The following is a 26,286-nucleotide window of genomic DNA, read 5'->3' on the forward strand; positions in this document are numbered from 1 at the left end:
GCCGCCAATCGTAGACGACCTAGACGACACCCTGGGCGAGCATCGCGTCAGCGACCTTCTTGAATCCGGCGATGTTGGATCCGACCACGTAGTCGCCCTCGCGTCCGTACTCGCTGGCGGTGGTGGACATGGTGCGGAAGATCTTGGACATGATCTTGTGCAGACGCTGGTCGGTGTACTCGAAGGACCAGGAGTCACGGGACGCGTTCTGCTGCATCTCCAGGGCGGAGGTGGCCACGCCACCGGCGTTGGCGGCCTTGCCGGGGGCGAAGTGGATGCCGTTCTCACGGAAGACCTCGATGGCCTCCGGGGTGGAGGGCATGTTGGCGCCCTCGGCGACGAAGCGGATGCCGTTGGCTGCCAGGGTGCGGGCGTGTTCGCCGTTGAGTTCGTTCTGGGTGGCGCAGGGGAGGGCGACGTCGGCCTCGAGATCCCAGATGGAGCCCTCCTCGTGGAAGGTCGCTCCGGTGCTCTCCTCGACGTAGGTGGTGACGCGCTCGCGGCGCTTGTCCTTGACGTCCTTGAGCAGTTCGAGGTCGACGCCGTCGGGGGTGGACACCCAACCGGAGGAGTCGGAGAAGCCGACGACTGTCGCGCCCAGCTCCTGCGCCTTCTCGATGGCGTAGATGGCGACGTTGCCGGAACCGGAGACGATGACCTTCGCGCCGGACATGGAGGCGCCGTGGGCCTTCATCATCTCCTCGGTGAGGTAGACGCAGCCGTAGCCGGTGGCCTCGGTACGCACCAGGGAACCACCCCAGGCCAGTCCCTTGCCCGTGAGGACGCCGGATTCGTGCTGGCCTGCGAGGCGACGGTACTGGCCGAAGAGGAAACCGATCTCGCGGGCTCCGACGCCGATGTCGCCGGCGGGGACGTCCTTGTACTCACCGATGTGCTTGTGCAGCTCGGTCATGAAGGACTGGCAGAAACGCATGATCTCCAGCTCTGACTTGCCCTTCGGGTCGAAGTCGGAGCCGCCCTTGCCGCCGCCGATGGGCAGGCCGGTGAGGGAGTTCTTGAAGATCTGCTCGAAGCCGAGGAACTTGATGATGCCCAGGTTCACCGACGGGTGGAACCGCAGACCACCCTTGTACGGGCCGAGGGCGGAGTTGAACTGGACGCGGAATCCGCGGTTCACCTGCACTACCCCGTTGTCGTCGATCCACGGCACACGGAAGATGAGCTGACGCTCGGGCTCGCACAGGCGCTGAATGAGACCGTAGTCCGCGTAGTGCGGATCCTTTTCCAGGACGATCTTCAGCGAGGCGAGCACTTCTGCGACTGCCTGGTGGAACTCAGGCTCTCCTGCGTTACGCTTGAGAAGCATGTTGTAATAGGAGGAGACCTGCTCGTCGATAGACATACGAGTCCTTTCCGGCCCGCAGTCGCGGGCAGCCCGGGGATGGGTTTTCTAACGGTTAACAGTTTTCACGTGCGACGCTGCCCACGCAAGTTTCCGGCGCGTTGAATGCGTCACTCACCCTACCCCCTAGACTGATGCGCCATGGTCAACATCATCATCGCACCGGACTCATTCAAGGGCACCGCCACCGCCGAACAGGCCGCCCGTCTCCTCGGGGAGGGGGTCCGCTCGATCATCCGGGACGCCCGGATCACCCTCGCCCCCATGGCCGACGGGGGTGAGGGAACCGCCGCGACCTTCTCCGGCGAGACGATCACCCTGCCCACCACCGACGCCGCGGGCCGCCTGACGGAGGCCTCCTACGTCCTCGACGGGGCCACCGCGTACATCGACATCGCCGCCGCCTCCGGTCTGCCCGCCGTGGCCGACACCCCGGTGCCTCTGACGGGCGACACCTACGGCACCGGCGTGCTCATCGCCGACGCCCAGACCCGTGGCGCCACCCGGATCGTCCTCTGTCTCGGCGGTTCGGCGACCTCCGACGCCGGCACGGGCATCCTCGTCGCGCTCGGCGCCACCCCGATGAACCGGTCCGGGTACTCCCTGCCCAAGGGCGGCGGATCGCTCGGCGACCTGGCGAGCATCGACACCGCCCAGCTCAACATCCCCGCGGCCGCCGTCGAATGGGTGCTGCTGACCGACGTCAACGCCACCGTCCCCGAGGCGGCGACCGTCTACGCCCCGCAGAAGGGCGCTTCCGCGGAGGACGTCCAGCTTCTTGAGGCCGCCCTCACCCACGCCGCCGAGACCCTCGGCGTCGATCCCCTCACCCCCGGGTTCGGGGCCGCGGGTGCGGTGCCGGTGTCCATCCATTGGCTGTCGACCATGCTGCACGGAACCGACTCACACATTCACGTCCTGCCCGGCGCGCCGCTGGTCGCGGACGCGCTGGGGCTCACCGAGGCGATCCCGGGGGCGGACCTGGTCATCACCGGCGAGGGCGCGTTCGACGCTCAATCGCTGACCGGCAAGGTCGTCGGCACCATCGCTGACCTCGTCGAGGGCAGCGACGCCACCCTGGCGATCGCGGCCGGGCGTATCGACGTCGATCCGGGCGAGGACGTCATCACGGTCGAGATGGGGGCGCCGGAGGACGTCGAGAAGCAGCTCTTCGCGGCGGGCGCGGAAATAGCGGCCGTCTACCTGCGGATCTCCACGGCCCAGGGGTAGATCGCGTCCACCTCGTGGTCCTGCTCCATCTCCAGCGCGACGGCATTGGTGGGCAGCTGGGCCTGCGGGGTGAGGAAGCGTGACAGGACCATCGCCAGCTGGTTGATGGAACCGGTGGCGCCTTCCACAGCGATGAGGTAGCGGTGGATACGGGCGTCATACAGGTCGTCGCGGTCCTCCCGGAGTCCCTCCTCGATACCCTCATGGAGCTTCGGGGCGTGGTCGTGGGTGACGGAACCGCCGGTGAGTTTCCCGGCGTGGATGAGCTTCCCGATGGCCCCCTCGAACACCCCCTGCAGCTGGAGTGCGGGAGCGTCGGGGACGAGGACATCAAACTGGATTGCAGGCATGAGGAAAGCCTAGCCATAAACTGGTGGGTATGAGCCTTCCCGCCAACGCCCACCGCGACCCGATCACCATCATGGCCGACGGCACGATCAAGCAGGTCAACCCGTTCTCCGGAACGGAGGTGTGGACCGTCCCGGGCCGCGGCAACCGTCCCCTGTCCAAGCCTGCCGTCGACCCGGCGCCGCTCGGGCCCCACGATCGGGAGCACCGCTGTGCGTTCTGCGTGGGAAGTCCGCTGGCCACGCCGCCGGAGAAATCCCGCATGATCCACGACGGCGAAGAATGGTCGATTCTGCGTGGTCTTCTCCCCCACCAGCTGGCGGAGACCCGGGCGGAGTTCCGTCGTGTGCCCAACCTCTTCGAGATCATCTCCTACGACTACTGGGCGAAGAACTACGGCTACCGGATGGACCCCGAGACCGCCGGGCGCATGGCGACCTACCTGGCCGACCCGGAGGGGCGGAAACATGTCCTGGACATCGTCCATACCCGCCTGACTGCCGCCGGAAAGAACGCTGACCTGCGGGAGGATGAACTCCTGGAGCACGCGCCCGCCTATTTCGGTGGGGGGCACGATGTGATCATCAGCCGTCGGCACTTCACCGACGACGCCACCCACACCAATCAGCTCGCCTCCTCCGGCACGCTCACCCCGGACGAGCACTACGCCTTCACCGCGTTCACCATCGACGCCATCGAGGATCTCTACCGGCGCAACCGCTACGCCCCCTATGTCGCGACCTTCCAGAACTGGCTGGCCCCGGCCGGTGCCTCCTTCGAGCACCTGCACAAGCAGCTGGTGGCCATCGACGCCCGCTCCGTCCAGGCCGAGATGGAGATCTCCCGGCTGCGTGTGAACCCCAACATGTACAACGAGTGGGGCGTGGACTACGCGGGGTACCGCAACCTCATCATCGCGGAGAACGAGTACGCGGTGGTCCACGCCGGCTTCGGGCACCGCTACCCCACCCTGACCATCTACTCCCGTTCGGCCACCCCCGAGCCCTGGCATCAGACTGAGGAGGAGGTGCGTGGCATGAGCGACCTCGTCCACGCCTGCCATGCCGCCACAGGCCCGGACGTGCCGCTCAACGAGGAATGGCACCACCGCCCGGTCGACCTTGACCTGCCCATGCCGTGGCGGGTGAACATCAAGTGGCGGGTGTCCACGCTCGCGGGTTTCGAGGGTGGCACGAAGATCTTCGTCAATACCCTGTCCCCGGACAACATCCGCGACCGCGTCGTCTCCGCCATGTACCGCCTCCGCGACGAGGGCCGGATCGCCCAGGACATCCGCATCGCCACCGAGTGCAGTGCACGCCGGAACACTCTCCTGTACAACCCGCTGCTGCAGTAACGTGGCAGGCGACATGACAGACATCGCCCGCTTCCTCGCCCACCACACCGCCGATCTGACCTGGCAGCGCTCCTTCTACGAGGACCTGCACGAACGCCCCGAACTGTCCGGCCACGAGCACGAGACGTCCGGGAAGATCGTGCAGAAGCTGGCGGACTTCGACTGCGAGGTCATCTCCCATATCGGGGGCTACGGCATCGTCGCCGTCTTCCGCAACGGGGAAGGCCCCACCGCCCTCTTCCGCGCCGACATCGACGCCCTGCCCGTCCGGGAGGAGACCGGGGTGCCGTTCGCCTCCACGCGGGTGCGCCCGGGCCACGACGGCGCCCAGACCGGCGTCATGCACGCCTGCGGCCACGACATGCACACCACGGCGCTGCTCGGGGCGTGCGCCATCCTCGACGCCGACCGTGACGCCTGGTCAGGCACCTTCCTCGCGCTGTTCCAGCCCGCCGAGGAGAACGCCACCGGCGCCAACGCCATGGTCTCCGACGGCCTGCTCACCCGCATCCCCCGCCCCGACGTCTGTCTGGGTCAGCACATCATGCCCGGTCGGGCCGGGGAGGTGCAGACCATGCCCGGCGCGCAGTTCGCGGCCTGCGACTCCATCCGCATCATCATCCCCGGCCGCAGCGCCCACGGTTCGATGCCCCACAACTCCATCGATCCGACGTACACCGCCGCCATGATCGTCATCCGGCTGCAGGGCATCGTCGGCCGGGAGGTAAACCCCAACGACTTCGCCGTGGTGTCCGTGGGCACCCTCCGCGCGGGTTCGACCAACAACATCATCCCCGGTTCCGCCGAGCTGGTGCTCAACTGCCGTTTCTACGAGGAGACGGTGCAGCGTCGCGTCTATGCCGCCATCAGGCGCGTCGTCGAGGCGGAGTGCATGGCTTCCGGGATCGAGGAGCAGCCCACCTTCGAGTTCTTCGGCCACGGGGAGCTCATCGACAACGACCCGGCGGTGTTCGGGAGGGTCCGTCCCGTCTTCGACTCCGTCTTCGGCCCGCAGTCGGTCGACGCGCTGCGCACGACCGTCTCGGAGGACTTCGCCAACATTCCGCGGGCCTTCGGTGTGCCCTACCTCTACTGGGTCGTCGGCTGCACCCCGCAGGACCTGTGGGACCGGGCGGTCGCGGAGAATCGGGTGAAGGAGGATGTTCCGGTCAACCACATGAACACCTTCCTCCCCGAATTCGGCCCCACCGCCGACGCCACCACCCGGGCGGCGACTGCGGCGGTGCTCACCTACCTTTCCCGATGAGGCGCGGATCGGTGGTTGCCCCTATATGCTGGAATCTTGGGCCCACCGCTACGTGGGTCCGCTTTGCCGCGAGTGAAGACACCACCACCCCAGGAGCGATCCACATGAGTGACACCCCGCCCGCACTGAACACCACCGTCGCCGGACACGTGCGCGCCGCATCCGGTGCCACCCCGGAGAGTGCCACCGACTACAAGTTCTGGTTCGGACTCTCCCGCAGTGTGATGGAGCAGATCGCCGACAGGTGGGAGGCCACCACCGAGGCGTATGCGGGTGTCCGTCAGCAGCACTATTTCTCGGCCGAGTTCCTCATGGGCCGCGCCCTGCTGAACAACCTCACCAACCTCGGGCTCGTCGAGGAGGCTGAGACGGCCGTACAGGCGCTGGGCCACGAGCTCGGTGACGTCCTCGACGCGGAGAACGACGCCGCCCTGGGCAACGGTGGCCTGGGCCGCCTGGCCGCCTGCTTCCTCGATTCCTCCGCCACCCAGGATCTGCCGGTCACCGGCTACGGCATCCTCTACCGCTACGGACTGTTCAAGCAGATCTTCGACGACGGTTTCCAGACCGAGCAGCCGGACGCCTGGAAGGAGTACGGCTACCCCTTCTACATCCGTCGTGAGGAGCAGCCGCGCATCGTCCACTTCGATGACATGACCGTCCGCGCCGTGCCCTACGACATGCCGATCACCGGTTACGGGACCGACAACGTGGGCACCCTGCGTCTGTGGAAGGCCGAGCCGATGGAGGAGTTCGACTACGACGCCTTCAACTCCCAGCGCTTCACCGACGCCATCGTCGAGCGCGAGCAGGTCATGGACCTGTGTCGCGTGCTGTACCCGAACGACACCACCTACGGCGGCAAGGTGTTGCGTGTGCGCCAGCAGTACTTCTTCGTCTCCGCGTCGCTGCAGGCCATGATCGACTCGCATCTTGAGCACCACGGTGATCTGTCGACCTTCGCCGAGTACAACTGCATCCAGCTCAACGACACCCACCCGGTGCTCGCCATCCCTGAGCTCATGCGTCTGCTTCTCGACGAGCACGACATGACCTGGGAGGAGGCCTGGGACATCGTTTCCCGTACCTTCGCCTACACCAACCACACCGTCCTGGTGGAGGCCCTGGAGCAGTGGAACTGCTCCATCTTCCAGCAGCTCTTCGGCCGTGTCTGGGAACTCGTCCTCGAGATCGACCGCCGTTTCCGCGCGGACCTGCGCGAACTCGGCCTCGACGAAGGTCGCATCGCGGGCATGGCCCCCGTCCAGGACGGCCACGTTCACATGGCGTGGATCGCCTGCTACGCCGCCTACTCCATCAACGGCGTCGCGGCGCTGCACACCGAGATCATCAAGCGGGACACCCTCGGCGACTGGCACGCGGTCTGGCCGGAGAAGTTCAACAACAAGACCAACGGCGTCACCCCGCGCCGTTGGCTGAAGATGTGCAACCCGCGACTGTCCGACATGCTCACCCGCCTCGTGGGTTCAGACGCCTGGGTCACCGACATGGACCTGCTCAAGGAGCTCGGGCACTACGCCGACGACCAGGCCGTGATGAAGGAACTGCTGGCCATCAAGGACGCCAACAAGGTCGACTTCGCGGAGTGGATCATGGATCGCCAGGGCATCGAGATCGACCCGACCTCCATCTATGACACGCAGATCAAGCGTCTGCACGAGTACAAGCGCCAGCTGCTCAACGCCCTGTACATCCTGGACCTCTACCTGCGCATCAAGGAGGACGGGCTTGAGGATGTCCCGAAGCGTACCTTCATCTTCGGTGCGAAGGCGGCCCCGGGTTACGTCCGCGCCAAGGCCATCATCAAGCTGATCAACGAGATCGCCGAGGTGGTCAACAACGACCCGGCCGTCAATGATCGTCTCCGTGTCGTGTTCGTGGAGAACTACAACGTCTCCCCCGCCGAGCACATCATCCCGGCGACCGACGTCTCCGAGCAGATCTCCACCGCCGGCAAGGAGGCCTCCGGCACCGGCAACATGAAGTTCATGATGAACGGTGCCCTGACCCTGGGCACCCTGGATGGGGCGAACGTGGAGATCCACGAGGCCGTGGGCGACGAGAACGCCTACATCTTCGGTGCCACGGAAGAGGAACTGCCGGAACTCCGCAGCACCTACAACCCGTGGCACGCGTACCAGACCGTCCCGGGTCTCAAGCGCACCCTGGACGCGCTCGTCGACGGACACCTCGATGACAACGGCACCGGCATGTTCCACGACCTGCGATCCTCGCTTCTCGACGGCGGCGGCTGGGAGACCCCGGACGTCTACTACGTCCTGGGTGACTTCGCCGATTACCGTGAGACCCGCGACCGCATGGCCGAGGACTTCTACGCCGACCGCATGCACTGGGCGCGTATGTGCTGGGCCAACATCTGTGCCTCCGGTCGTTTCTCCTCCGACCGCACCATCAACGATTACGCACGTGAGGTGTGGAAGCTGGAACCCGTCAAGGTGACCGGCTAGTCCCCCTGTGAACGCCGGAAGCGGCGGAGAGGATATCCTCTCCGCCGCTTCCGGCGTTTACAGGCTGCTACTTCGGCGACTGACTGGTGTCCTCGCCGAGCAGGTGGACGTGGATCATGTTGGTGTTTCCGGAGACCCCGGGCGGGGAACCGGCGACGACGACCATCATGTCGTCGCGGTGGTAGTCGTCCATGGCCAGCAGGGCCTTGTCCAGGACGACGAGCATCTCGTCGGTGGAGGTGACCGGGGGGCTGAGGAAGGTCTCGGTCCCCCAGGTCAGTGCGAGCTGGGAACGGACCGCCGGGCTCGGGGTGAACACGAGCAGCGGCAGGTGCGAGTGCAGCCGGGCCACGCGGCGCGCGGTGTCACCGGAGGTGGTGAAGCAGACCAGGGCGCGGGCGTTGAGGCGTTCCGCGATGTCGCGGGCGGAGTAGGAGATCACGCCACGCTTGGTGCGCGGCACGTGGCTGAGCGGCGGCACACGGCCGTCGGTCTCCGCCTGGATGACGATGCGCGCCATGGTACGCACGACGTTGTGCGGATCCACGCCGATGGAGGTCTCCCCGGAGAGCATGACGGCATCGGCGCCGTCGAGGACGGCGTTGGCGACGTCGGAAGCCTCCGCACGGGTGGGGCGGGAGTTCTCGATCATCGAGTCGAGCATCTGGGTGGCCACGATGACCGGCTTGGCGTTCTCGCGGGCGATCTGGATGGCCCGCTTCTGCACCAGCGGGACCTGCTCCAACGGCACCTCGACGCCGAGGTCACCGCGGGCGACCATGATGGCGTCGAAGGCGAGCACGATCGGCTCGAGGGCGTCGACGGCCTCGGGCTTCTCCAGCTTGGCGATCACCGGCACGCGGCGACCGACGCGGTCCATGATTTCGTGGACGAGGTCGATGTCTGCGGGCGATCGGACGAAGGACAGGGCGATGAGGTCGACACCGAGATGGAGGGCGAACTCGAGGTCCCTGATGTCCTTCTCGGACAGCGCCGGCACGGAGATATCCATGCCCGGCAGGGAGACGCCCTTGTTGTTGGACACGGGGCCACCCTCGGTGACCTCACACACCACGTCATTGTCCTCGACGCGGAGCACCACGAGGCCGACCTTGCCGTCGTCGACGAGCAGGCGGTCGCCCGGCTGGGCGTCCTGCGCCAGATTCTTGTAGGTGGTGGACACACGGTCGTGGGTGCCCTCCACGTCATCGACGGTGATGCGGACGACCTCACCGTTCTCCCAGACGGTGGCGCCGTCGAGGAAGCGACCCAGGCGGATCTTGGGGCCCTGGAGATCGGCGAGGATGCCGACCGCGCGGCCGGTTTCATCGGTGGCTTCACGGACCCACCGGTAGTTCTGTTCGTGATCGGCGTGATCACCGTGGGAGAAGTTTAGGCGGGCTACGTCCATGCCGTCCTCCACAAGGCGCTGGATGGCGTCCTTGCTGGCTACGGCTGGACCGAGGGTACACACAATCTTGGTTCGTCTGGACACGGCTACCAACCTACTCTTCTTCCGCTGAAACAGCCCGTCGCTGCCTCTGCAGCCGGAAGAACACCATGACGGCGGCGAGGAAGACGGCCGCCGACACCCACGTGTTGACCCGCTGGCCGAGGATCATGGTGGCGGAGTCATCGCGCATGAGCTCGATCCAGAAACGTCCCAGGGTGTAACCCGCCACGTAGAGGGCGAAGATGGAACCCTGTGCCAACCGGTGGCGACGATCGATGAGCAGCAGCAGGGCGAGGATCAGCAGGTTCCACAGCAGCTCGTAGAGGAACGTCGGGTGCACCGAGGTGATCACCTCGCCGGTGGATCGGCCGGTGAGCGGGGAGAATTCACCGTTCTCGTCGACCCGGTAGAAGATGTCCAGCGCCCACGGCAGATCGGTGGGCCGACCGTAGATCTCCTGGTTGAACCAGTTTCCCAGTCGACCGATGGCCTGGCCGAGGATGATGCCCGGCGCCACGGCGTCGGCGAACGGCGCCAGCGGGACCTTCTTGTACCGGAACAGGGCCCATACGGCGAAGGTGCCGAGTGCGACCGCGCCCCAGATGCCCAGGCCGCCGTTGGTGATCTTCAGCGCATCGACGGGGTTGCAGGCGTCGCAGAAGTACTTGTCCGCGTCGGTGAGGACGTGATAGATCCGGCCGCCGATGATGCCGGCGGGGATGGCCACGATCGCGGCGTCCCACACCATGTCCGGGTCACCGCCCCGGGCGAGGTAGCGGCGATGGGTGAGCCACAGCGCGAGGATGATGCCGACCATGATGGATAAGGCGTAGGCGCGGATCGGGAGAGGTCCGAGGTACCAGACGCCCTGGGGCGGGGACGGGATGTTCGCGAGGATGGTGGTCTGCACCCTTGACAGTCTGCCAGACCCGTCAGCGGGAAGGGCAGGACGGGTGCTGGCCGGTGGCGACCAGCGTGCGGGTCAGGCGGCCGGGGTCCGCGGCGCTCATGAGCTCCTCGCCGACGACGACGGCGTCGGCGCCCGCGGCGGCGTAGGTCAGCAGGTCACGCGGGGTATGGACCCCGGACATCGCGATGCGCACGGTGGTCTCGGGCAGGCCCGGGGAGATCTCCGCGAAGCGCTGCTTGTCGACGCCCCCGCCCACCAGCGGCCGGGCGTTCACCGCCACCACCCGCGCTCCGGCCTCCATGGCGCGGTCCGCCTCGGCGGGGGTGCGCACCTCGAGCACCGCGGTCATGTTGAGGGATTCGATACGGTCCAGCAGGGAGACGAGCCGGTTCTGGTCGAGCAGTTCCACCTGCAGGGGGACGAGGTCCGCACCGTAGCAGCGGGCCTCGTGGATCTGATACGGGTCGATGATGATGTCCCGGCAGAACATGGGCAACTCGACGGCGTTGCGCGCGATCTTCATGTCGGTGAGCGAGCCGTGGTAGCGCAGCTGTTCGGTCTGGCAGGCGATGAGGTGTGCGCCCCCGTCCTCGAATTCGCGGGCCAGGCGGGCGATGGGCATGAGGTCGCCGTCCTCGAGGAAGGTCCTGCCTGGCATGGCGCGCTTGATCTCGGCGATGACGCCGCAGCCGCTGCGCAGCAGCGCAGCAAGTCCGTCACGGGTGGGCGCGGTGTCGCGGGAGCGTGCCTTGATCTCCTGGAAGGGGACCACGGACTCGCGGGCCGCGACGCCCGCCAGGACCTCGGAAACAAGCCGGTCCAGATCACTCATCGGCCACTCCCATCGAGATCCTTGAAGCACAGACAATCTGTGTCAACAGGCTATCTCGTGACCCTGCTCACCACGAAATCAGGGTCGGTTGGCGTCGGTGGGGTCGATGTCGGCGTCCAGCGCATCCCACATGACGCGGCCGGAATCCGGTTCAGCCACCAGGTCACGGGAGATCTTCGCCTCGCGGTCCTGTTTCCGCTCGTAGCGGTTGAGTGCGGCGGAATCGGTGCCCGGCCGCACGGCGAGCAGAACGCCGCCGAACAGTGCGACGGCGGCGCCGAGCATCGCCAGGGCGGGGCCCGCGTTGTTGACGCTCAGGTTCGCGATCTCCGCCCACGCCGAGATCTTGGCCTCGTCACCGGTGGACAACAGCTGATGGACGCGCCGCGGGTCAGGCTCCCCGGTGAGCAGGCCCAGCGGGGCCCAGCTGGCGCCGATGCCCGCCAGCGCCGAAATGATGCCGACGACGCGGCGACCGACCCGGCGCAGAGCGAAACCCGCGATCGAGCCGGCGAGCAGCAGCATTGCCACGGCGGTCTGCTCCGTCGACCACAACCCGCCGATGATGGCGTTGGTGGCGTCCCCGGACTTGTCGTCGAAGGTGCCCACCGTGATCCACGTCATCCGGGAAGCGCCCCACAGCACGGCGGCGCTGAGGGCGAGCAGGAGGGCGGCGATCCGGGATTGTTTCATCCCAGCAGGTCTTCGGAGTAGAAGCAGGTCCGGTTGCCGGTGTGGCAGGCCGCGCCGGCCTGCCGGACGGTGACCAGGAGGGTGTCGCCGTCGCAGTCGAGGCGGACGCCGGTCACCTCCTGGGTGTGGCCGGAGGTCAGGCCCTTGATCCAGTACTCGTCGCGTGAACGCGAGTAGTAGGTGCCGCGGCGGGTGGCCAGGGTGTGGGCGAGTGCGTGGGTGTCCATCCAGGCCATCATGAGGACCTCACCGGTGCCCTCGGCCTGGACGATCGCGGGAATCAGTCCCTGATCGTTGAGCTTCAGGCGGGCGGCGATGTCCGCGTCCAGCTCGTGGTCGGCCGGGTTGCCACTCATCGGCGCACCTCGTGACCGGCGGCCTCGAGGGCATCCTTGACCTCGGAGATCGTGACCTCGCGGAAGTGGAAGATGGTGGCGGCGAGCACGGCGTCGGCACCCGCGTCGACGGCGGGAGGGAAGTGCTCGGCCTTTCCTGCACCGCCGGAGGCGATGATGGGTACGTTGACGGCCTCGCGCACCAGGCGGAGCAGTTCCAGGTCGAACCCGTCCCGGGTACCGTCCCCGTCCATGGAGTTGAGCAGGATCTCGCCCACGCCCAGCTCCTCGCCGCGACGGGCCCATTCAACGGCGTCCAGGCCGGCGGACTTGGTGCCACCGTGGGTGGTCACCTCGAAGCCGGAAGGCTGGTCTGCGCTGCGACGGGCGTCGACGGACAGGACGATGCACTGGGAACCGAACTTGTCGGCCAGCTCGCGGAGCAGCTCCGGGCGGGCGATGGCGGAGGTGTTGACTGACACCTTGTCCGCACCGGCACGCAGCAGCTGGTCGACGTCCTCGACGCTGCGGATGCCGCCACCGACGGTCAGCGGGATGAACACCTGCTCTGCTGTACGCCTGACCACGTCGAGCATCGTGCCGCGGCCGTCCTTGGAGGCGGACACGTCGAGGAAGGTGAGCTCGTCCGCCCCCTCCTCGTTGTACCGTGCCGCCAGCTCCACGGGGTCCCCGGCGTCGCGGAGGTTCTCGAAGTTGACGCCCTTGACCACTCGACCGTTGTCGACGTCGAGACAGGGGATGACGCGGATGGCGACGGCCATGGATACGTCCCTTTCCGGTTAGTTGGAATTCAGAATGCTGTCCATCGTACTCATGATGGCCCCGTGCGCCCGCGCGGTACCCGCCACCACTCCGATGGAGCCGGGGGTCCAGTCGTTGCCCTCGATGTCGGTGACCACTCCCCCTGCCGCACGCACCAGCATGACGCCGGCGGCGTTGTCCCACACATGCGGCGAGAAGCTCACTGCGCCGCCGAAAATTCCCTGGGCGGTGAATGCCAGATCGACGCCGACTGACCCGGTGATCCGGGGGCGCAGGTACGTCTCGGTCAGCTCTGCGAGCAGGCCCTGACGCAGCAGCGAGGGAAAGGTGGAACGCACCTGCGAGGCAACCGAAGAGAAGCCGACCTGTGCGACCAGCTGATCCACCTCGGTGAGCGGGGTGACGCGTCGGCCGTTGCACATGACGGGCGATCCCTCGAAGGCGGTGAGCCTGCGGTGCAGCAGCGGCATGCTGGTGATGGCGGCGACGGGCTGGTCATCGACCAGCAGGCTGATGAGGATCGCGCACATCGGGTTCCCCGCGGCGTAATTGGCCGTCCCGTCGATCGGGTCGACGACCCACACCGCATTGTGGTTGTAGATGCCACCGGACTCCTCCCCCAGCACCGGGATGCCGGTGAGCTGGGTGAGCATCTGCCGCAGGTGGTCCTCGATGGCCAGATCCACTTCGGTGGCGAAGTCGCCGGGCTGCTTCAACTGGGCGGGGTCGGAGCCGACCCCGGCCATGAACATGGCCTCGGCGTCGTCGCAGACGGCCTCGGCGACGGCCAGCAGCTCGCGCGCGTCCACGGCTACTGCTTCTCGACGGCCGCGAGAGCCTCGCGCAGCGTGAATCGGCCCTCATAGAGGGCCTTGCCGATGATGGCGGAGTCGATGCCCTCTTCCGCATAGCGGGACAGCTCGAGGACGTCATCGAGGACGGAGATGCCGCCGGAGGCGACGATCCTGGCTTCCGTGGCGGCGGCGACGTCGCGCAGCAGCTGCACGTTCGGTCCGGTCAGGGTGCCGTCCTTGGACACGTCGGTGACTACGAAGCGCGAGCACCCGGCGGCGTCGAGACGCTCGAGGACCTCCCACAGGTCCCCACCGTCGGACACCCAGCCGTTACCGCGGGTGCGCCATTCGCCGTCGATCTCGCGGACCGCGATGTCGACGGCGACCTTGTCGCCGTACTCCTTGAGCACATCGGCGATCCACTCCGGCTTCTCCAGTGCGGCGGTGCCGATGTTGACGCGGGTGGCGCCGGTGGCCAGGGCGCGCTCCAGGGAGGCGTCGTCGCGGATACCGCCGGTCAGCTCCACCTTGATGTCCAGCTGGCGGGTGATCTCCGCCATGAGCTCATGGTTGGATCCGCGGTTGAAGGCGGCGTCGAGGTCGACGAAGTGCAGCCACTGTGCACCCTGCGCCTGCCACTCGAGGGCCGCCTCCAGCGGGGAGCCGTAGGACTTCTCGGTGCCTGCCTCGCCCTGGTCGAGTCGAACTGCCTGGCCGTCGACGACGTCGACGGCGGGAAGAAGGGTGAAATCGCTCATGTGTCGAATCCTATCCGGAGCTAGAGGGTGGACAGCCAGTTGGTCAGCAGCTGGGCTCCGGCGTCCGCCGACTTCTCCGGGTGGAACTGGGTCGCCCACAGCGGCCCGTTCTCCACGGCGGCGACGAACCGGTCACCCTCATGCTCCGCCCACGCCACTGACGGGGCGGTGGTCAGGTCATCGGTCGACAGGGTCCAGTCGCGGACGCCGTAGGAGTGGACGAAGTAGAAGCGCGTGGCGTCGTCGAGGCCGGCGAACATCTGCGAGCCGGCGGTGCGCTCCACGGTGTTCCAGCCCATGTGCGGCAGGATCCGGGCGTGGAGACGTTCGACAGTGCCCGGCCACTCCCCCGCCCCACGGGTGTGGACGCCGTGCTCGTTCCCCTCCTCGAAGAGGATCTGCATGCCCACACAGATGCCCAGCACAGGGCGCCCGCCGGCCAGCCGTTGGCCGATGATCCGGGGACCGTGGACGGCGTTCAGTCCGGCCATGCAGGCGGCGAAGGCGCCGACGCCGGGGACGAGCAGGCCGTCGGCGTTGACGGCGATCTGCGGATCACTGGTGACGGTGACCTCCGCCCCGACCCGTTCAAGGGCCCGCTGGGCCGAACGAAGGTTTCCGGAGCCGTAGTCAAGGAGGGCGACGCTTTTAGCCATGGGAGAAGTGTAATCCACCCGCGGTCGCTCACCCGCCCCGGTGCCGCTTCCTGCCGACGAGCCGGTCGGCGATCGTCGCGAGCAGACCGAGCGCCACGATGGCCGCGCCGACGGCGTAGGCCCCGGAGTAGGCGGCCTGCGCGGCCACGGCCCCCAGGAGGAAGGAACCGAGCCCCGTGCCGGCGTCGAAGGAGATGTTCCACACAGCGGAGGCCTCGGACACGCGCGAACGTGGCAGACGGAAGAACATGCTCAGCAGGGCCTCGTTCTGCACCATGCCGAAGCCGCCGCCGAAGAGAATGCCCGCCACGACCAGCCACCACGCCGACCAGCCGTTGGCGACCACCAGGGCCATGAGCAGGACACCGGCGAATCCCATGACCTGGCCGGGGATCATCGTCGCACCGGGACGACCGTTGCGGTCCGCGATGATGCCTGATCCGTAGCGCAGGATCATCGCGGCACCGCCCGTTATCGAGAGGATGAGGCCGGCGATGACAGAACCCGTGACCGGGTCCAGTTCCTGTACCGCCGCCGGGAGAAAGGAGGACACCGCACCGAAGCTCATGGACAGGCTGGTGACGGACAAGGCGGGGACCAGCACCAGTTTCCAGACGGGGGCGCTGACGACGTGTTCCTGCGACGATGCCCTGGCCCTGGGATGCGCCCTGATCCGCGGGATCCGCAGGCACATCACCGCGGCCACCAGTGCAATGGCGGCAGCCGTGACGTAGACCACCGGGTAACCCACCCGGCCCGCCAGGAACAGGCCGAGGGGCAGGCAGATCATCTGCGAGATTCCGATGAAGACGCCCAGCATGCCCGAGGCCTTGCCCAGGAACCGGGAGGGCACCAGCTCGGCGATCAACGCGGATTCCGCCACGGTCAAGGCCCCGAAGCCGATGCCACGCAGGGCGGAGAAGAGCAGCAGGTTCCAGGCTTCCAGGCCCAGCAGGTGCCCGAGGGCGGGCACACCGAGCATGAACGCCGACGCCACCATCACCGGGTTGTAACCGATGCGCCGGAGGGCCGTCGGGGTGAAGATCTGGGTGGCCACGGTGGCGGCCATGAAGATACCGGTGGAGGCCCCTGCAAGCGTGGTGCTGTGCCCGGCGTCGAGCGCCGCGAGGGGAATGACGGGCAGCAGCAGCGACCAGGAGCCGAACGCGGCGAATACCGCGATGAGGGTCGGGATGAAACCGGGGGCCTTCCACATGCTGCCGAGATTCTCGATCTCCGACCGTGAAAGACCTGCCTGTGCCACTTAGTTCATCGCTCCCATCAGCCAGAAGGCGGCACCCGCGAAGGCTACGGCCGCGCAGAATGCCAGAAAGATCGCCAGTGGCCTGTTGTCCGCCTGGTATGCCGACCAGGTGCCGCCGACGAGTAGTCCGGCGACGATGAACAGCAGGTAGACGAGCCAGTTTGCGGACCCCTGGTCCGCCTGGGCGACCGTGTCAATTCCGGGCATCGCTTACAGGGCCCCCTTGGTCGACGGCACGCCGTGGACCCGGGGATCGATCTCGACGGCCTCGCGCAGAGCACGGGCGACGGCCTTGTACTCGGCCTCGGTGATGTGGTGCGGGTCGCGACCGTAGTGGCAGATCACGTGCAGGGTGATGCGGGCGTTGAGGGCGAGCGTCTCGAAGAAGTGCTCGTTGATCACCGTGGCGTAGTGGCCTCCGATGACCGCGGTGATCATCTGGTCCGGCTCTCCGCGCATGACGAAGTAGGGTCGGCCGGAGATGTCGACGACCGACTCCACGAGGGTCTCGTCCATCGGCAGCTGGCGGGAACCGAAGCGACGGATGCTCTTCTTGTCACCGACGGCGTCAAGAAGCGCGGTGCCCAGCACGATGGCGGTGTCCTCGACGGTGTGGTGGGCGTCGATCTCGGTATCGCCCTTGGCGTGCACCTTCAGGTCGAAGGAACCGTGGACGCCGAATGCGGTGAGCATGTGGTCGAAGAACGGCAGGCCGGTGTCGATGTCCACCTGACCTGTGCCGTCGAGGTTGATCTCGACGGTGATGTCGGACTCGGAGGTCGTGCGGGTGGCGCGGCCGATGCGGTCGGTCATGTTACTTCTCCTTGATTACTGCGGCTGCGGCGGCGAGGAACGCGTCGTTCTCCGAGGGCAGACCGATGGTGGTGCGCAGGTGGCCGGCGACGCCGACGTCACGGATGAGGACGCCGCGGTCGAGGAACTTCCGCCAGGCGACGTGCTGATCCTCGAAGGGGCCGAAGAAGACGAAGTTCGACTCGCTGGGCACGACCAGGTAACCCAGTTCCTCGAGGCCCGCGACCACGCGGACACGTTCCTGCGAGAGCTTCTCGACGGTCGCGAGCGTGTCCCCGCGGTGCCGCAGCGCGACGGTGGCCGCGGCCTGGCTGAGCACCGACAGATGGTACGGCAGGCGGACCAGCATGACCGCCTCGACGAAGGCGGGATCGGCGACGAAGTAACCGAGACGGCCGCCGGCGAAGTCGAACGCCTTCGACATCGTCCGCGACACCACGAGTGTGGCCGGGTACTCGGCGAGCAGGGTCACCGCGGAGGGGGACGGCGAGAATTCGCCGTAGGCCTCGTCGACGATGACGATGCCGGGGGCGGCGTCGAGAAGCAGCCGCAGCGACTCGATCGAGGTGACGTCACCGGTGGGGTTGTTCGGGGTGGTGACGAAGATGACGTCGGGACGATGCTCGGTGATGGCGGCGAGCGCGGCATCGATGTCGATGCGGAAGTCCGCGCCGCGCGGACAGTTGAGGAACTCCGTCTGCGTGCCCGCCGCCAGGATCGGGTGCATCGAGTAGGAGGGCTGGAAACCCAGGACGCTGCGCCCCGGGCCGCCGAAGGCCTGGAGCAGCTGCTGGAGGGTCTCGTTGGAACCGTTGGCGGCCCACAGGTTGTCCCTGGTGACGGCCACGCCGGTCTGTTCGGTGACGTAATCCGCCAGCGCCTCGCGCAGATCGACGGCGTCCCGGTCGGGGTAACGGTTGAGTTCGGAGGCGATGTTCGCCACCGTCTCCACGAGATCGTCGATGAGCGCCTGCGAGGGCGGGTACGGGTTCTCGTTGGTGTTCAGACGCACGGGCACGTCGAGCTGTGGCGCCCCGTAGGGGGACTGGCCGCGCAGCTCCTCGCGCAGGGGAAGCTGGTCGAGAGTGAGTCGGCTCATGGTCTAGTTCTGCTCCCCCATGGCCTCGAAGCGGGCACGGATGGACTCTCCGTGAGCCGGCAGGTCCTCGGCGTCAGCCAGGGCGATGATGTGCGGGCCGATTTCCTTGAGCGCAACCCGGTCGTACTCGATGAGGTTGACCTCGCGCAGGAAGGTGTGGGTGGACAGGCCGGAGGAGAAACGGGCGGTGCCGGAGGTCGGCAGCACGTGGTTGGAACCGGCGGCGTAGTCGCCCAGCGGCACGGGCGAGTAGGCGCCGACGAAGATGGCGCCGGCGTGGCGGATGCGTTCGGCGACCTGACGGGGGTTCTCGGTGTGGATCTCCAGGTGCTCGGCGGCGTACGCGTCGGCGACGGCGATGCCCTGCTCCAGATCATCGACCAGGACGATGCCGGACTGCCGGCCCCCCAGGGCGCCGGCGACCCGATCGGCGTTGCGGGTGACGGTGTAACGGGCGTCGATCTCCGCGTCGACCTTCTCCGCCAACTCGGCGGAATCGGTGATGAGCACGGAGGCCGCCAGGTCATCGTGCTCGGCCTGGGAGATGAGGTCGTAGGCGATGTAGACCGGGTCGGCGGAGGCATCCGCGAGAACGGCGATCTCCGAGGGGCCCGCCTCGGCGTCGATGCCCACGACGCCCTGCACCAGGCGCTTGGCCGCGGTGACGAAGATGTTGCCCGGACCGGTGACGATGTCGACCGGCTCCAGGCCGGCCTCATCATCTCCATAGGCCAGCAGTGCCACAGCCTGGGCGCCTCCGACGGCCCAGATCTCGTCCACGCCCAGCAGGTGGCAGGCCGCCAGAATGGTGGGGTGCGGCCAGCCCTCGTGGTCCGCCTGCGGCGGTGAAGCCACCACCAGAGAGGAACAGCCTGCCTCCTGGGCGGGGACCACGTTCATGATCACGCTGGAAGGGTAGACGGCCTTACCGCCCGGCACGTACAGACCGACGCGCTCGATGGGCAGATGGACCTCGGTGACCGTTGCCCCCTCCGCCAGGGTCGTGGTGTGGGGGGCCGGCTTCTGCTCGGCGTGGACCTTCCGGACCCGGGAGATCACCTCATTGAGCGCCGTGATCACGTCCTCATCGAGGCTGGCGAGGGCGGCCGCGACGACGTCCGCCGGCACCTTCACGCTCGCCGGGGTGACGCCGTCGAATTTCTCGCCGTACTCGAGGGCGGCCCGAGCGCCGTGCTCACGCACCGCGTCGACGATCGGGGCGACGGTCGGCAGGACCGCGTTGACGTCAGTGCCGCCGCGCGGCAGTGCGCGGCGTAGTTCGCTGGTGGACGGGGTACGACCGCGCAGGTCGATCACAGTGAGCATCGGGTAGGTTCTCCTCGAACAGCCTGGAAGAAGGCGGAAGGGACAGTACTATATTGCCTTATTGTAGGTGGCCCGGCCCGGTAGACTGGTGCCGCCCCTGTTTCACTGTTCATCCCCTGGAGGTGTCAGACCGATGGTCACTCTGACCGAGGTGTACGTCGCCGCCGAGAAGTTCGACTTCCACTGTTATGTGGGCGCGGACCGGCTGGTGTTTCCCTGGCACGACCACCTGGTGACGGCCTACCTCGACGAACGCAATCCCTCGGCGCTGGTGTTCGACACGGATCTGCGCAGCACGATCGGGATGGAGCACACGGCGGTGCTGGCCCGCACGATCACCTCCTGGAACCACGAGCGCCTGGGCCCCACCCTCTCGCTGCGGGTTGGCGACGAAGGGGCGATCAGCCTGCATGCCCGATCCAGCATGCTCACCGGCACCGGCCTCTCACCCGAGCAACTCGAGGACTTCGTCCGGCTGTCGATGGAGACCACACGACTGGCGGTGGACCACCTCATCGAGGACTTCCCCGAGCTGGCGCTGCCGGACACGGACGACAATTCGGCGCGACGCCGCAAACAGGACACCGCCGCCCTGGACGGCCCCCTCCCCCGGGACCGTCACGTGAACGTGAACAAGCTCGACGACGACGTCATGCGCCTGCGCGAGATCGACCACCGGCGCACCCAGGAGGAGATCGACACCCTCGACGACTTCGACTTCGACCCTGACGAGGAGTACTCCGCCAGCATGAGCACTGATCACGACTGGGACGGAGAAGGCGAAGACTGGGAGGATTCCACCCCGGAGGAGGTCACCCTCTCCCGGATCCGCGAGACCCTGGCGGGCATGGGCATAGAAAAGACCCACGGCGATGACGACGTGATCATCGCCTGGATCAATGACATCCTGTTCGGGTTCTTCCTGGACAACGGGCCCAGTTACCTGATCAAGGGCCGCTGGGACCCGAACCTGGACGCGGACGCGGACTACCTCCGGATGTTCCTGCTGTGCAACGACTGGAACGAATCGTCCATCACCACGAAGGCCTTCTGCCACGAGGATGACGAGGGCCTGCAGATCAGGGTGGAGTTCACCGCCTCAGTGCGCGAGGGACTGACCGAGCTGCAGCTGGAGCACAACACCGCCGTGGCGATCAATCACGTGCTCCACGCAATTGACGCCATCAGCTCCGACTCGACGGGCGAATCCGCGGTCACCTGGCCCTGAACGCAGATCTAGTCGAAGTCAAGGCCCAGGTCGAGCGCCGGCGCGGAGTGGGTGAGCGAGCCCACGGCGAGGTAGTCCACTCCGGTCGAGGCGTAATCGGCCGCGACGTCGAGGTCCAGCCCGCCGGAGGCCTCGAGCAGGGTGCCGGGAGAGACGGCGTCGCGGCGCTGCACCGCCACCTGCACGGCCCACGGCTCGAAGTTGTCCAGCATGATCTCGTCCGGCTTCTCCGGCAGCAGTTCGTCGAGCTGTTCGAGGGTGTCCACCTCGACCTCGCACCACTTGTCCGGGTAGGCCGCACGCACGGCGAGGAAGGCCTCGCGCACACCGCCGGCGGCGATGACGTGGTTGTCCTTGATCAGCGCGCGGTCGCCCAGACCGAGACGGTGGTTGATTCCCCCGCCGACGGTGACGGCGTACTTCTGCAGCAGCCGCATACCGGGCAGGGTCTTCCGGGAGTCGCGGATGCCCGCGCGGGTGCCCTCGACGGCGTCGACCCAGGCGGCGGTGGTCGTGGCAATACCGGACAGGTGGGTCAGCAGATTGAGCAGCGTACGTTCCGCCGTGAGCAGGTCGCGGGTTCCGGCCTCGATGCGGGCGACCACGTCGCCCGGGTTGACGCGGGTGCCGTCTGGTGCGACCTCCTCGACCTTGAAATCCGAGGTGGCGACCTGGCGCAGAACACGGTCGACGACGAACAGCCCGGCGACGGTACCCGGCTTCCGTGCCACTATGCGTGCCGAGGAACGGTGCTCGGCGGATACCGTGGCCCGGCTGGTGATGTCGGGGCCGTAGGTGAGGTCCTCATCCAGCGCTGCGGCGATGAGACGGTCCACGTCCTCGGGATCGAACTCCGCGGACGGGAAGGCGGGTGTTTCAGGCGGCGTCATGTTCCCTACTTTATCGGGACGGGATCCGGTTCCGTGTCGGGGGTCACCAGGGCGGAGCACCAGTAGCTCAGCGCAGCCATGAAGGGGGCGGCCAGCCAGCCGACACCCGGCGCGAGGCCGGGCACGATGCTCACCCGGTCCCCCTCCGCAAGCTGTTCCACGTCGCCGGTCGAATGCAGCAGGCCGGACACCACCGTGCCCACCTCGAGGAAGGAGAACGCGGAGAGCGCCGCGACGGCGATCAACCACCACAGCATCCCCGGGCCACGGGTCGACGGCGAGGTCACGTACATGCTCAGCGAGACGATCACCGCCAGCAGACCCGTGGCGATGACGAAGCTGGCGAAGGAGTGGAAAGCGATGCTGTCGGTGGTGGCGGGGATGTTGACCTGGCCGCCGTCAACGAGGGTTCCGGTGTAGGCGGGTCGCAGCATGCCCCAGATCGCACCGACTGCGCTGTAGAGGAGCAGCGACACGGCGAGGATCCCGGCCGCCGAACCGACCCTGCGTGGAATGGCCATGTTCGTCAGTTGCAGAACTTCCAGCGTCCGTCTTCGCGCAGGTAGCGCTGGGTGCGGGTCTCGGACTGCCCGGCGGAGACTGCGGTGACGACGGCGGATGCGTTGTCCCCCTCGACCCGGACGTCATTCACCGAGGCAATGTGCGGCTCGGCCGCCACGTAGTAGTCCCACTGGTTCAGCGGCTGGTCCGGCACACCGGCCAGGTCCAGCGCGGCGGGCCCACCCTGGGCTGCGACGAGCTCGTTACAGGTGTTTTCGGGGATGTAGCGCAGGAACTGGTGGAAGGTACCCACCTGGTACATTCCCCGGACCAGACCGTCGATCGCGGCGCGGTCGGCCTCGCTGGCGGTGGCCCCGCCCTGGACCGGCTCAGGCTCCTCGTAGAGCTCCCCCAGCAGCGGATCCTCGGCCGGCGGTGCGGCCTCCGGCTGCTCAACGGCCTCCGGTTCCGGCGCGACAGTTTCCGGTTCCGGCTCAACGGTCTCCGGTTCCGCCGACTCCTCGGTGGTCTCCTCCACCGTGCTCTCCACGGTTTCGGCCTCCGTGGAACGGGTCGAGGTAACTGTGTTCGGCGATGAGGAAGTGGTCTCATCAGCACCGTCGCCCGAACCGCACGCCGTGACGAATGTCAGCGGAGCGATGAGTGCGAGGGCGGCGATGGTCTTCTTCAGAGTCATGCTGCTCTCTTCCTGCGGATGTGTCTTTGATTGCGTCGGTGGTACGTCGAAGGGAAACCTTAGCAAGGTCGAGCGGAAGGATGGCTGACATATACCTGGGAGTTTTCCCGACGGGTAGGCTCTCCGGTGTGCAGTTGACCCGGGATTCCATTGTCGCCGCCGCCGTGGAGATCCTCGACTCCTACGGTCTGGCGGACATGACCATGCGGCGGGTGGCCACCTCCCTGGGAGTGGCCCCCGGCGCCTTGTACTGGCATATCGCCAACAAACAGCAGCTGATTGCGGCTATCGCGGCGGAGATCCTCGCACCGGCGCTTGTCGACGCCCCCGCCACCCAGGCCGGACTCCCCGCCCGGCTGCGCGAGGCGATGCTGGCGCACCGTGACGGCGCAGAACTTGTCGCCGCCGCGCTCTCGCAGCCTGAATCGGAGACGCGGGCGGTCGTCGAGAAGCAGCTGGAGCAGACCCTGCGGGGAGATGAAGATCTCACCCGGGTCGGCGCCGCCTCGCTCCTCCATCTGGTCCTCGGCGCCACCTCCCTCGAGCAGGCGCAGAGACAGCACGCGGTGGACACGGGCGCGGAGCTCCCCGTGGAGGCGTCCGCCGACTTCCATCGTGGCGTCGATCTGCTGCTTGCGGGACTCCGTGTGGCGACGCAGTCCAGTGAATCCGCACCCGAACCACTATGATCAGTCGACATGACTACTGAGTCCGAGCAAAATCACGCGGTCTGGCCGGGTGACCCGTATCCGCTGGGATCCACCTACGACGGTGCAGGCACCAACTTCGCAATCTTCTCCTATGTCGCGGAGAAGGTGGAACTCTGCCTCATCGACCGGGAGGACAACGAGGTACGTATCAACCTCGAAGAGGTCGACGCGAATGTCTGGCACTGCTACCTTCCCGGAGTTCAGCCCGGTCAGCGCTACGGCTACAGAGTCCACGGCCCGTACGACCCGCACAACGGCAAGCGATGCGACCCCAGCAAGTTGCTCGTCGACCCGTACGCTCGTGCCTTCGACGGGGACTTCGACGGAGATCCCTCGTTGTTCTCCTACGACATCTTCGCCGATCCGCCCGGCTCCGGCCGCAACACCGACGACAGCCTCGGCCACACGATGAAGTCCGTGGTGATCAACCCGTTCTTCGACTGGGGCTCCGACCGCGCGCCGCGTATCCCGTACAACGAGACCGTCATCTACGAGACCCACGTCAAGGGCATGACGATGACGCACCCCGACGTGCCGGCGAACCTCCGCGGCACCTACGCGGGCCTGGCGCACCCCTCGATCATCGAGTACCTCAAGGATCTGGGGGTCACCGCCATCGAGCTGATGCCGGTGCACCAGTTCCTCCAGGACGACCGTCTGCGCGAGCTGGGTCTGCGCAACTACTGGGGCTACAACACCTTCGGCTTTTTCGCGCCCCACCAGGACTACGCCGCCGCCGGCAAGCCCGGTGGCGCCGTCTCCGAGTTCAAGGGCATGGTGCGCGCCTACCATGAGGCCGGCATGGAGGTGATCCTCGACGTGGTGTACAACCACACCGCCGAAGGCAACCACCTGGGCCCCACCATCGCCTTCCGCGGCATCGACAATGAGGCCTACTACCGCCTCGTGGACAATGACAAATACCACTACATGGACTACACGGGCACGGGTAACTCCCTGAACGTGCGCGACCCGCACTCCCTGCAGCTGCTCATGGATTCACTGCGCTACTGGGTCACGGAACTGCATGTGGACGGTTTCCGCTTCGACCTGGCCTCCACGCTGGCCCGCGAGCTCCACGACGTCGACCGCCTGGCCACCTTCTTCGACCTGGTCCAGCAGGACCCGGTGGTGTCGCAGGTCAAGCTCATCGCCGAGCCCTGGGACATCGGCCACGACGGTTACCAGGTGGGCAACTTCCCGCCCCTGTGGACCGAATGGAACGGCAAGTACCGCGACACCGTCCGCGATTTCTGGCGTGGTGAGCCCTCCACCCTGGGCGAGTTCGCGTCCCGGCTGACCGGTTCCTCCGACCTCTACGCCAACAACGGCCGTCGCCCCACTGCGTCGATCAACTTCATCACCGCCCACGACGGCTTCACCCTCAATGACCTGGTCAGTTACAACGAGAAACTGAACATCGACAACGGGGAGGACAACCGCGACGGGGAGTCCCACAACAGGTCCTGGAACCACGGCGTGGAGGGCCCGACCGACGATCCCGAGATCCTCTCCCTGCGCAGCCGCCAGCGGCGCAACTTCCTGACCACGCTCTTCCTCAGCCTGGGCACGCCGATGCTCTCCCACGGCGACGAGGTGGCGCGGACACAGCAGGGAAACAACAATGTGTACTGCCAGGACAACGAGCTGGCGTGGATGAACTGGGAGCAGCTGGAGGACAACTCCTCGCTGCACGCCTTCACCAAGCGTCTGCTCAACATCCGCCGCCGCCATCCGGTGTTCCGTCGTCGCCGCTTCCTCGCGGGAGGCCCCCTCGGCGCCAACGTCCGCGACCGTGACATCGCCTGGCTGGTCCCCTCCGGCAAGCTGATGACGCAGGACGACTGGGACTTCAAGTTCGGCAAGGCCCTCATGGTCTACCTCAACGGTAACGCGATCAGCGAACCCGACAGCCGCGGCGAGAAGATCACGGATGATTCCTTCATCCTCATGTTCAACGCCCACTACGAGGAGATCGAGTTCACCCTGCCGCCGCGCGCCTTCGGTGTCCGGTGGCAGCTGCTGGTCGACACGACCGAGGAAATCGGCTACCCCGTCGAGGCCTCCATCATCGACGCGAAGGGGACCATCACGGTCCCGGCGCGCGCGACGATGGTGCTCAAGCAGATCGAACCGCCGGTGTACGACGAAGCCGACGAGATCGAGGTCGTGGACGAGGCCGAGCGGAAGAAGGATCTCGGCCAGGCCGGCGACAAGGTGACCGCAGACTCCACCGCCACTGCAGAGGCCACCGCCGCTGCGGAGGTCGAGGAGGTTGAAGAAGTCGCGCCCGAGGTCGAGGAGGTTGAAGCGGAGGAGCCCGAGGTCGAGGAGCCCGAGGTCGAGGAGCCCGAGGTCGAGGAGACTGAAGAGCCCGAAGCGGAAGAGCCGGAGGTCAAGAAGACTCCATTCACTGTCTTCTCCGAGGAAGCCGACCTCGCCGCGAAGCGTCGGGCAGCTCTGCACGACGAGTACACCGACACGGAGTAA

General features: G+C 67.0%; 26 protein-coding genes. 7 read left to right on the plus strand and 19 right to left on the minus strand.

Translation table 11 applies throughout. From position 1 onward, the window contains the following. Window positions 1–19 precede the first annotated feature (19 nt). Entirely contained in the window at window positions 20–1,363 is a 1,344-nt protein-coding gene (gene gdhA / locus CETAM_RS08425) for an NADP-specific glutamate dehydrogenase (protein ID WP_156228447.1), read from the minus strand. A gap of 141 nt (window positions 1,364–1,504) precedes the next feature. On the opposite strand from gdhA, the gene CETAM_RS08430 reads away from it, so the two are divergent. Further along, a complete protein-coding gene (locus CETAM_RS08430; protein WP_156228448.1) occupies window positions 1,505–2,593 on the plus strand; it encodes a glycerate kinase in 1,089 nt (362 codons plus the stop codon). Here the strand turns inward: CETAM_RS08430 and CETAM_RS08435 are convergent. Further along, the gene (locus tag CETAM_RS08435) at window positions 2,563–2,943 is read right to left on the minus strand and encodes a hypothetical protein (protein ID WP_156228449.1); all 381 of its coding nucleotides are present in this window, start codon (window positions 2,941–2,943) and stop codon (window positions 2,563–2,565) included. The two genes, CETAM_RS08430 and CETAM_RS08435, sit on opposite strands and share 31 nt — an antisense overlap. 29 nt (window positions 2,944–2,972) lie before the next feature. Between CETAM_RS08435 and CETAM_RS08440 the strand changes: the two genes are divergently transcribed. The 3 genes from CETAM_RS08440 (at window position 2,973) to CETAM_RS08450 (ending at window position 8,054) form a co-directional block, all read left to right on the plus strand. After that, on the plus strand, window positions 2,973–4,298 hold the full coding sequence (locus CETAM_RS08440) for a DUF4921 family protein (protein ID WP_197085702.1): 1,326 nt from the start codon (window positions 2,973–2,975) through the stop codon (window positions 4,296–4,298). A gap of 13 nt (window positions 4,299–4,311) precedes the next feature. Continuing rightward, window positions 4,312–5,565 (plus strand): amidohydrolase, encoded by a 1,254-nt coding sequence (locus tag CETAM_RS08445; RefSeq protein WP_156228450.1) that lies wholly within the window; start codon window positions 4,312–4,314, stop codon window positions 5,563–5,565. A 104-nt stretch (window positions 5,566–5,669) separates the two neighbouring features. After that, window positions 5,670–8,054 carry a glycogen/starch/alpha-glucan phosphorylase gene (locus CETAM_RS08450; protein ID WP_156228451.1) on the plus strand — a complete coding sequence of 795 codons (2,385 nt, stop codon included), beginning with the start codon at window positions 5,670–5,672 and terminating at the stop codon, window positions 8,052–8,054. A 67-nt stretch (window positions 8,055–8,121) separates the two neighbouring features. Here CETAM_RS08450 and pyk read toward each other — a convergent pair whose 3' ends face one another. The 14 genes from pyk to hisD all read right to left on the minus strand — a co-directional run bounded on the left by pyk (window position 8,122) and on the right by hisD (window position 19,770). After that, window positions 8,122–9,549 carry a pyruvate kinase gene (pyk, locus tag CETAM_RS08455; protein ID WP_156228452.1) on the minus strand — a complete coding sequence of 476 codons (1,428 nt, stop codon included), beginning with the start codon at window positions 9,547–9,549 and terminating at the stop codon, window positions 8,122–8,124. A 10-nt stretch (window positions 9,550–9,559) separates the two neighbouring features. Next, window positions 9,560–10,417, minus strand: a complete 858-nt coding sequence (gene lgt, locus CETAM_RS08460) for a prolipoprotein diacylglyceryl transferase (RefSeq protein ID WP_156228453.1) — start codon at window positions 10,415–10,417, stop codon at window positions 9,560–9,562. A 22-nt stretch (window positions 10,418–10,439) separates the two neighbouring features. Further along, entirely contained in the window at window positions 10,440–11,249 is an 810-nt protein-coding gene (locus CETAM_RS08465) for an indole-3-glycerol phosphate synthase TrpC (protein ID WP_156228454.1), read from the minus strand. Between the two features lie 78 nt (window positions 11,250–11,327). Beyond that, the gene (locus CETAM_RS08470; RefSeq protein WP_156228455.1) at window positions 11,328–11,942 is read right to left on the minus strand and encodes a TIGR02234 family membrane protein; all 615 of its coding nucleotides are present in this window, start codon (window positions 11,940–11,942) and stop codon (window positions 11,328–11,330) included. Then, window positions 11,939–12,298, minus strand: coding sequence for a phosphoribosyl-AMP cyclohydrolase (gene hisI / locus CETAM_RS08475; RefSeq protein ID WP_156228456.1), 360 nt, complete (start codon window positions 12,296–12,298; stop codon window positions 11,939–11,941). The genes CETAM_RS08470 and hisI overlap by 4 nt, the downstream gene beginning before the upstream one ends. Then, window positions 12,295–13,059 carry an imidazole glycerol phosphate synthase subunit HisF gene (hisF, locus tag CETAM_RS08480; protein ID WP_156228457.1) on the minus strand — a complete coding sequence of 255 codons (765 nt, stop codon included), beginning with the start codon at window positions 13,057–13,059 and terminating at the stop codon, window positions 12,295–12,297. Before hisF ends, hisI begins: the two co-directional genes overlap by 4 nt. A gap of 18 nt (window positions 13,060–13,077) precedes the next feature. Then, window positions 13,078–13,869, minus strand: a complete 792-nt coding sequence (locus CETAM_RS08485; RefSeq protein WP_156228458.1) for an inositol monophosphatase family protein — start codon at window positions 13,867–13,869, stop codon at window positions 13,078–13,080. A 2-nt stretch (window positions 13,870–13,871) separates the two neighbouring features. Then, on the minus strand, window positions 13,872–14,612 hold the full coding sequence (gene priA, locus CETAM_RS08490; protein WP_156228459.1) for a bifunctional 1-(5-phosphoribosyl)-5-((5-phosphoribosylamino)methylideneamino)imidazole-4-carboxamide isomerase/phosphoribosylanthranilate isomerase PriA: 741 nt from the start codon (window positions 14,610–14,612) through the stop codon (window positions 13,872–13,874). 20 nt (window positions 14,613–14,632) lie between these two features. Further along, window positions 14,633–15,268, minus strand: a complete 636-nt coding sequence (hisH, locus tag CETAM_RS08495) for an imidazole glycerol phosphate synthase subunit HisH (RefSeq protein WP_156228460.1) — start codon at window positions 15,266–15,268, stop codon at window positions 14,633–14,635. Window positions 15,269–15,296: 28 nt separating this feature from the next. Beyond that, window positions 15,297–16,484, minus strand: coding sequence for an MFS transporter (locus CETAM_RS08500; RefSeq protein ID WP_156228461.1), 1,188 nt, complete (start codon window positions 16,482–16,484; stop codon window positions 15,297–15,299). Window positions 16,485–16,532: 48 nt separating this feature from the next. After that, window positions 16,533–16,739 (minus strand): hypothetical protein, encoded by a 207-nt coding sequence (locus tag CETAM_RS08505; RefSeq protein WP_156228462.1) that lies wholly within the window; start codon window positions 16,737–16,739, stop codon window positions 16,533–16,535. A 3-nt stretch (window positions 16,740–16,742) separates the two neighbouring features. After that, the gene (gene hisB / locus CETAM_RS08510; RefSeq protein ID WP_156228463.1) at window positions 16,743–17,345 is read right to left on the minus strand and encodes an imidazoleglycerol-phosphate dehydratase HisB; all 603 of its coding nucleotides are present in this window, start codon (window positions 17,343–17,345) and stop codon (window positions 16,743–16,745) included. Window position 17,346: 1 nt separating this feature from the next. Next, window positions 17,347–18,444 (minus strand): histidinol-phosphate transaminase, encoded by a 1,098-nt coding sequence (locus tag CETAM_RS08515; protein WP_156228464.1) that lies wholly within the window; start codon window positions 18,442–18,444, stop codon window positions 17,347–17,349. A gap of 3 nt (window positions 18,445–18,447) precedes the next feature. Beyond that, on the minus strand, window positions 18,448–19,770 hold the full coding sequence (hisD, locus tag CETAM_RS08520; protein WP_156228465.1) for a histidinol dehydrogenase: 1,323 nt from the start codon (window positions 19,768–19,770) through the stop codon (window positions 18,448–18,450). Between the two features lie 133 nt (window positions 19,771–19,903). On the opposite strand from hisD, the gene CETAM_RS08525 reads away from it, so the two are divergent. Then, on the plus strand, window positions 19,904–20,998 hold the full coding sequence (locus CETAM_RS08525) for a YbjN domain-containing protein (protein WP_156228466.1): 1,095 nt from the start codon (window positions 19,904–19,906) through the stop codon (window positions 20,996–20,998). Window positions 20,999–21,006: 8 nt separating this feature from the next. Here CETAM_RS08525 and nadC read toward each other — a convergent pair whose 3' ends face one another. From nadC to CETAM_RS08540, 3 genes are read right to left on the minus strand one after another with little or no spacing between them, the layout of a single operon-like run. Then, window positions 21,007–21,888: a carboxylating nicotinate-nucleotide diphosphorylase gene (gene nadC, locus CETAM_RS08530; RefSeq protein WP_156228467.1), complete on the minus strand. Its 882-nt coding sequence runs from the start codon at window positions 21,886–21,888 to the stop codon at window positions 21,007–21,009. A 5-nt stretch (window positions 21,889–21,893) separates the two neighbouring features. Beyond that, entirely contained in the window at window positions 21,894–22,409 is a 516-nt protein-coding gene (locus tag CETAM_RS08535) for a hypothetical protein (RefSeq protein WP_156228468.1), read from the minus strand. Between the two features lie 5 nt (window positions 22,410–22,414). Continuing rightward, entirely contained in the window at window positions 22,415–23,086 is a 672-nt protein-coding gene (locus CETAM_RS08540) for a hypothetical protein (RefSeq protein ID WP_156228469.1), read from the minus strand. 128 nt (window positions 23,087–23,214) lie between these two features. Between CETAM_RS08540 and CETAM_RS08545 the strand changes: the two genes are divergently transcribed. Both CETAM_RS08545 and glgX read left to right on the plus strand, forming a co-directional pair. Further along, window positions 23,215–23,775 carry a TetR family transcriptional regulator gene (locus CETAM_RS08545; RefSeq protein WP_156229447.1) on the plus strand — a complete coding sequence of 187 codons (561 nt, stop codon included), beginning with the start codon at window positions 23,215–23,217 and terminating at the stop codon, window positions 23,773–23,775. Between the two features lie 9 nt (window positions 23,776–23,784). Next, window positions 23,785–26,286 carry a glycogen debranching protein GlgX gene (gene glgX / locus CETAM_RS08550; protein WP_156228470.1) on the plus strand — a complete coding sequence of 834 codons (2,502 nt, stop codon included), beginning with the start codon at window positions 23,785–23,787 and terminating at the stop codon, window positions 26,284–26,286.

This window comes from Corynebacterium comes, from assembly GCF_009734405.1.
In the GTDB taxonomy this organism is placed as follows: Bacteria; Actinomycetota; Actinomycetes; order Mycobacteriales; family Mycobacteriaceae; genus Corynebacterium; species Corynebacterium comes.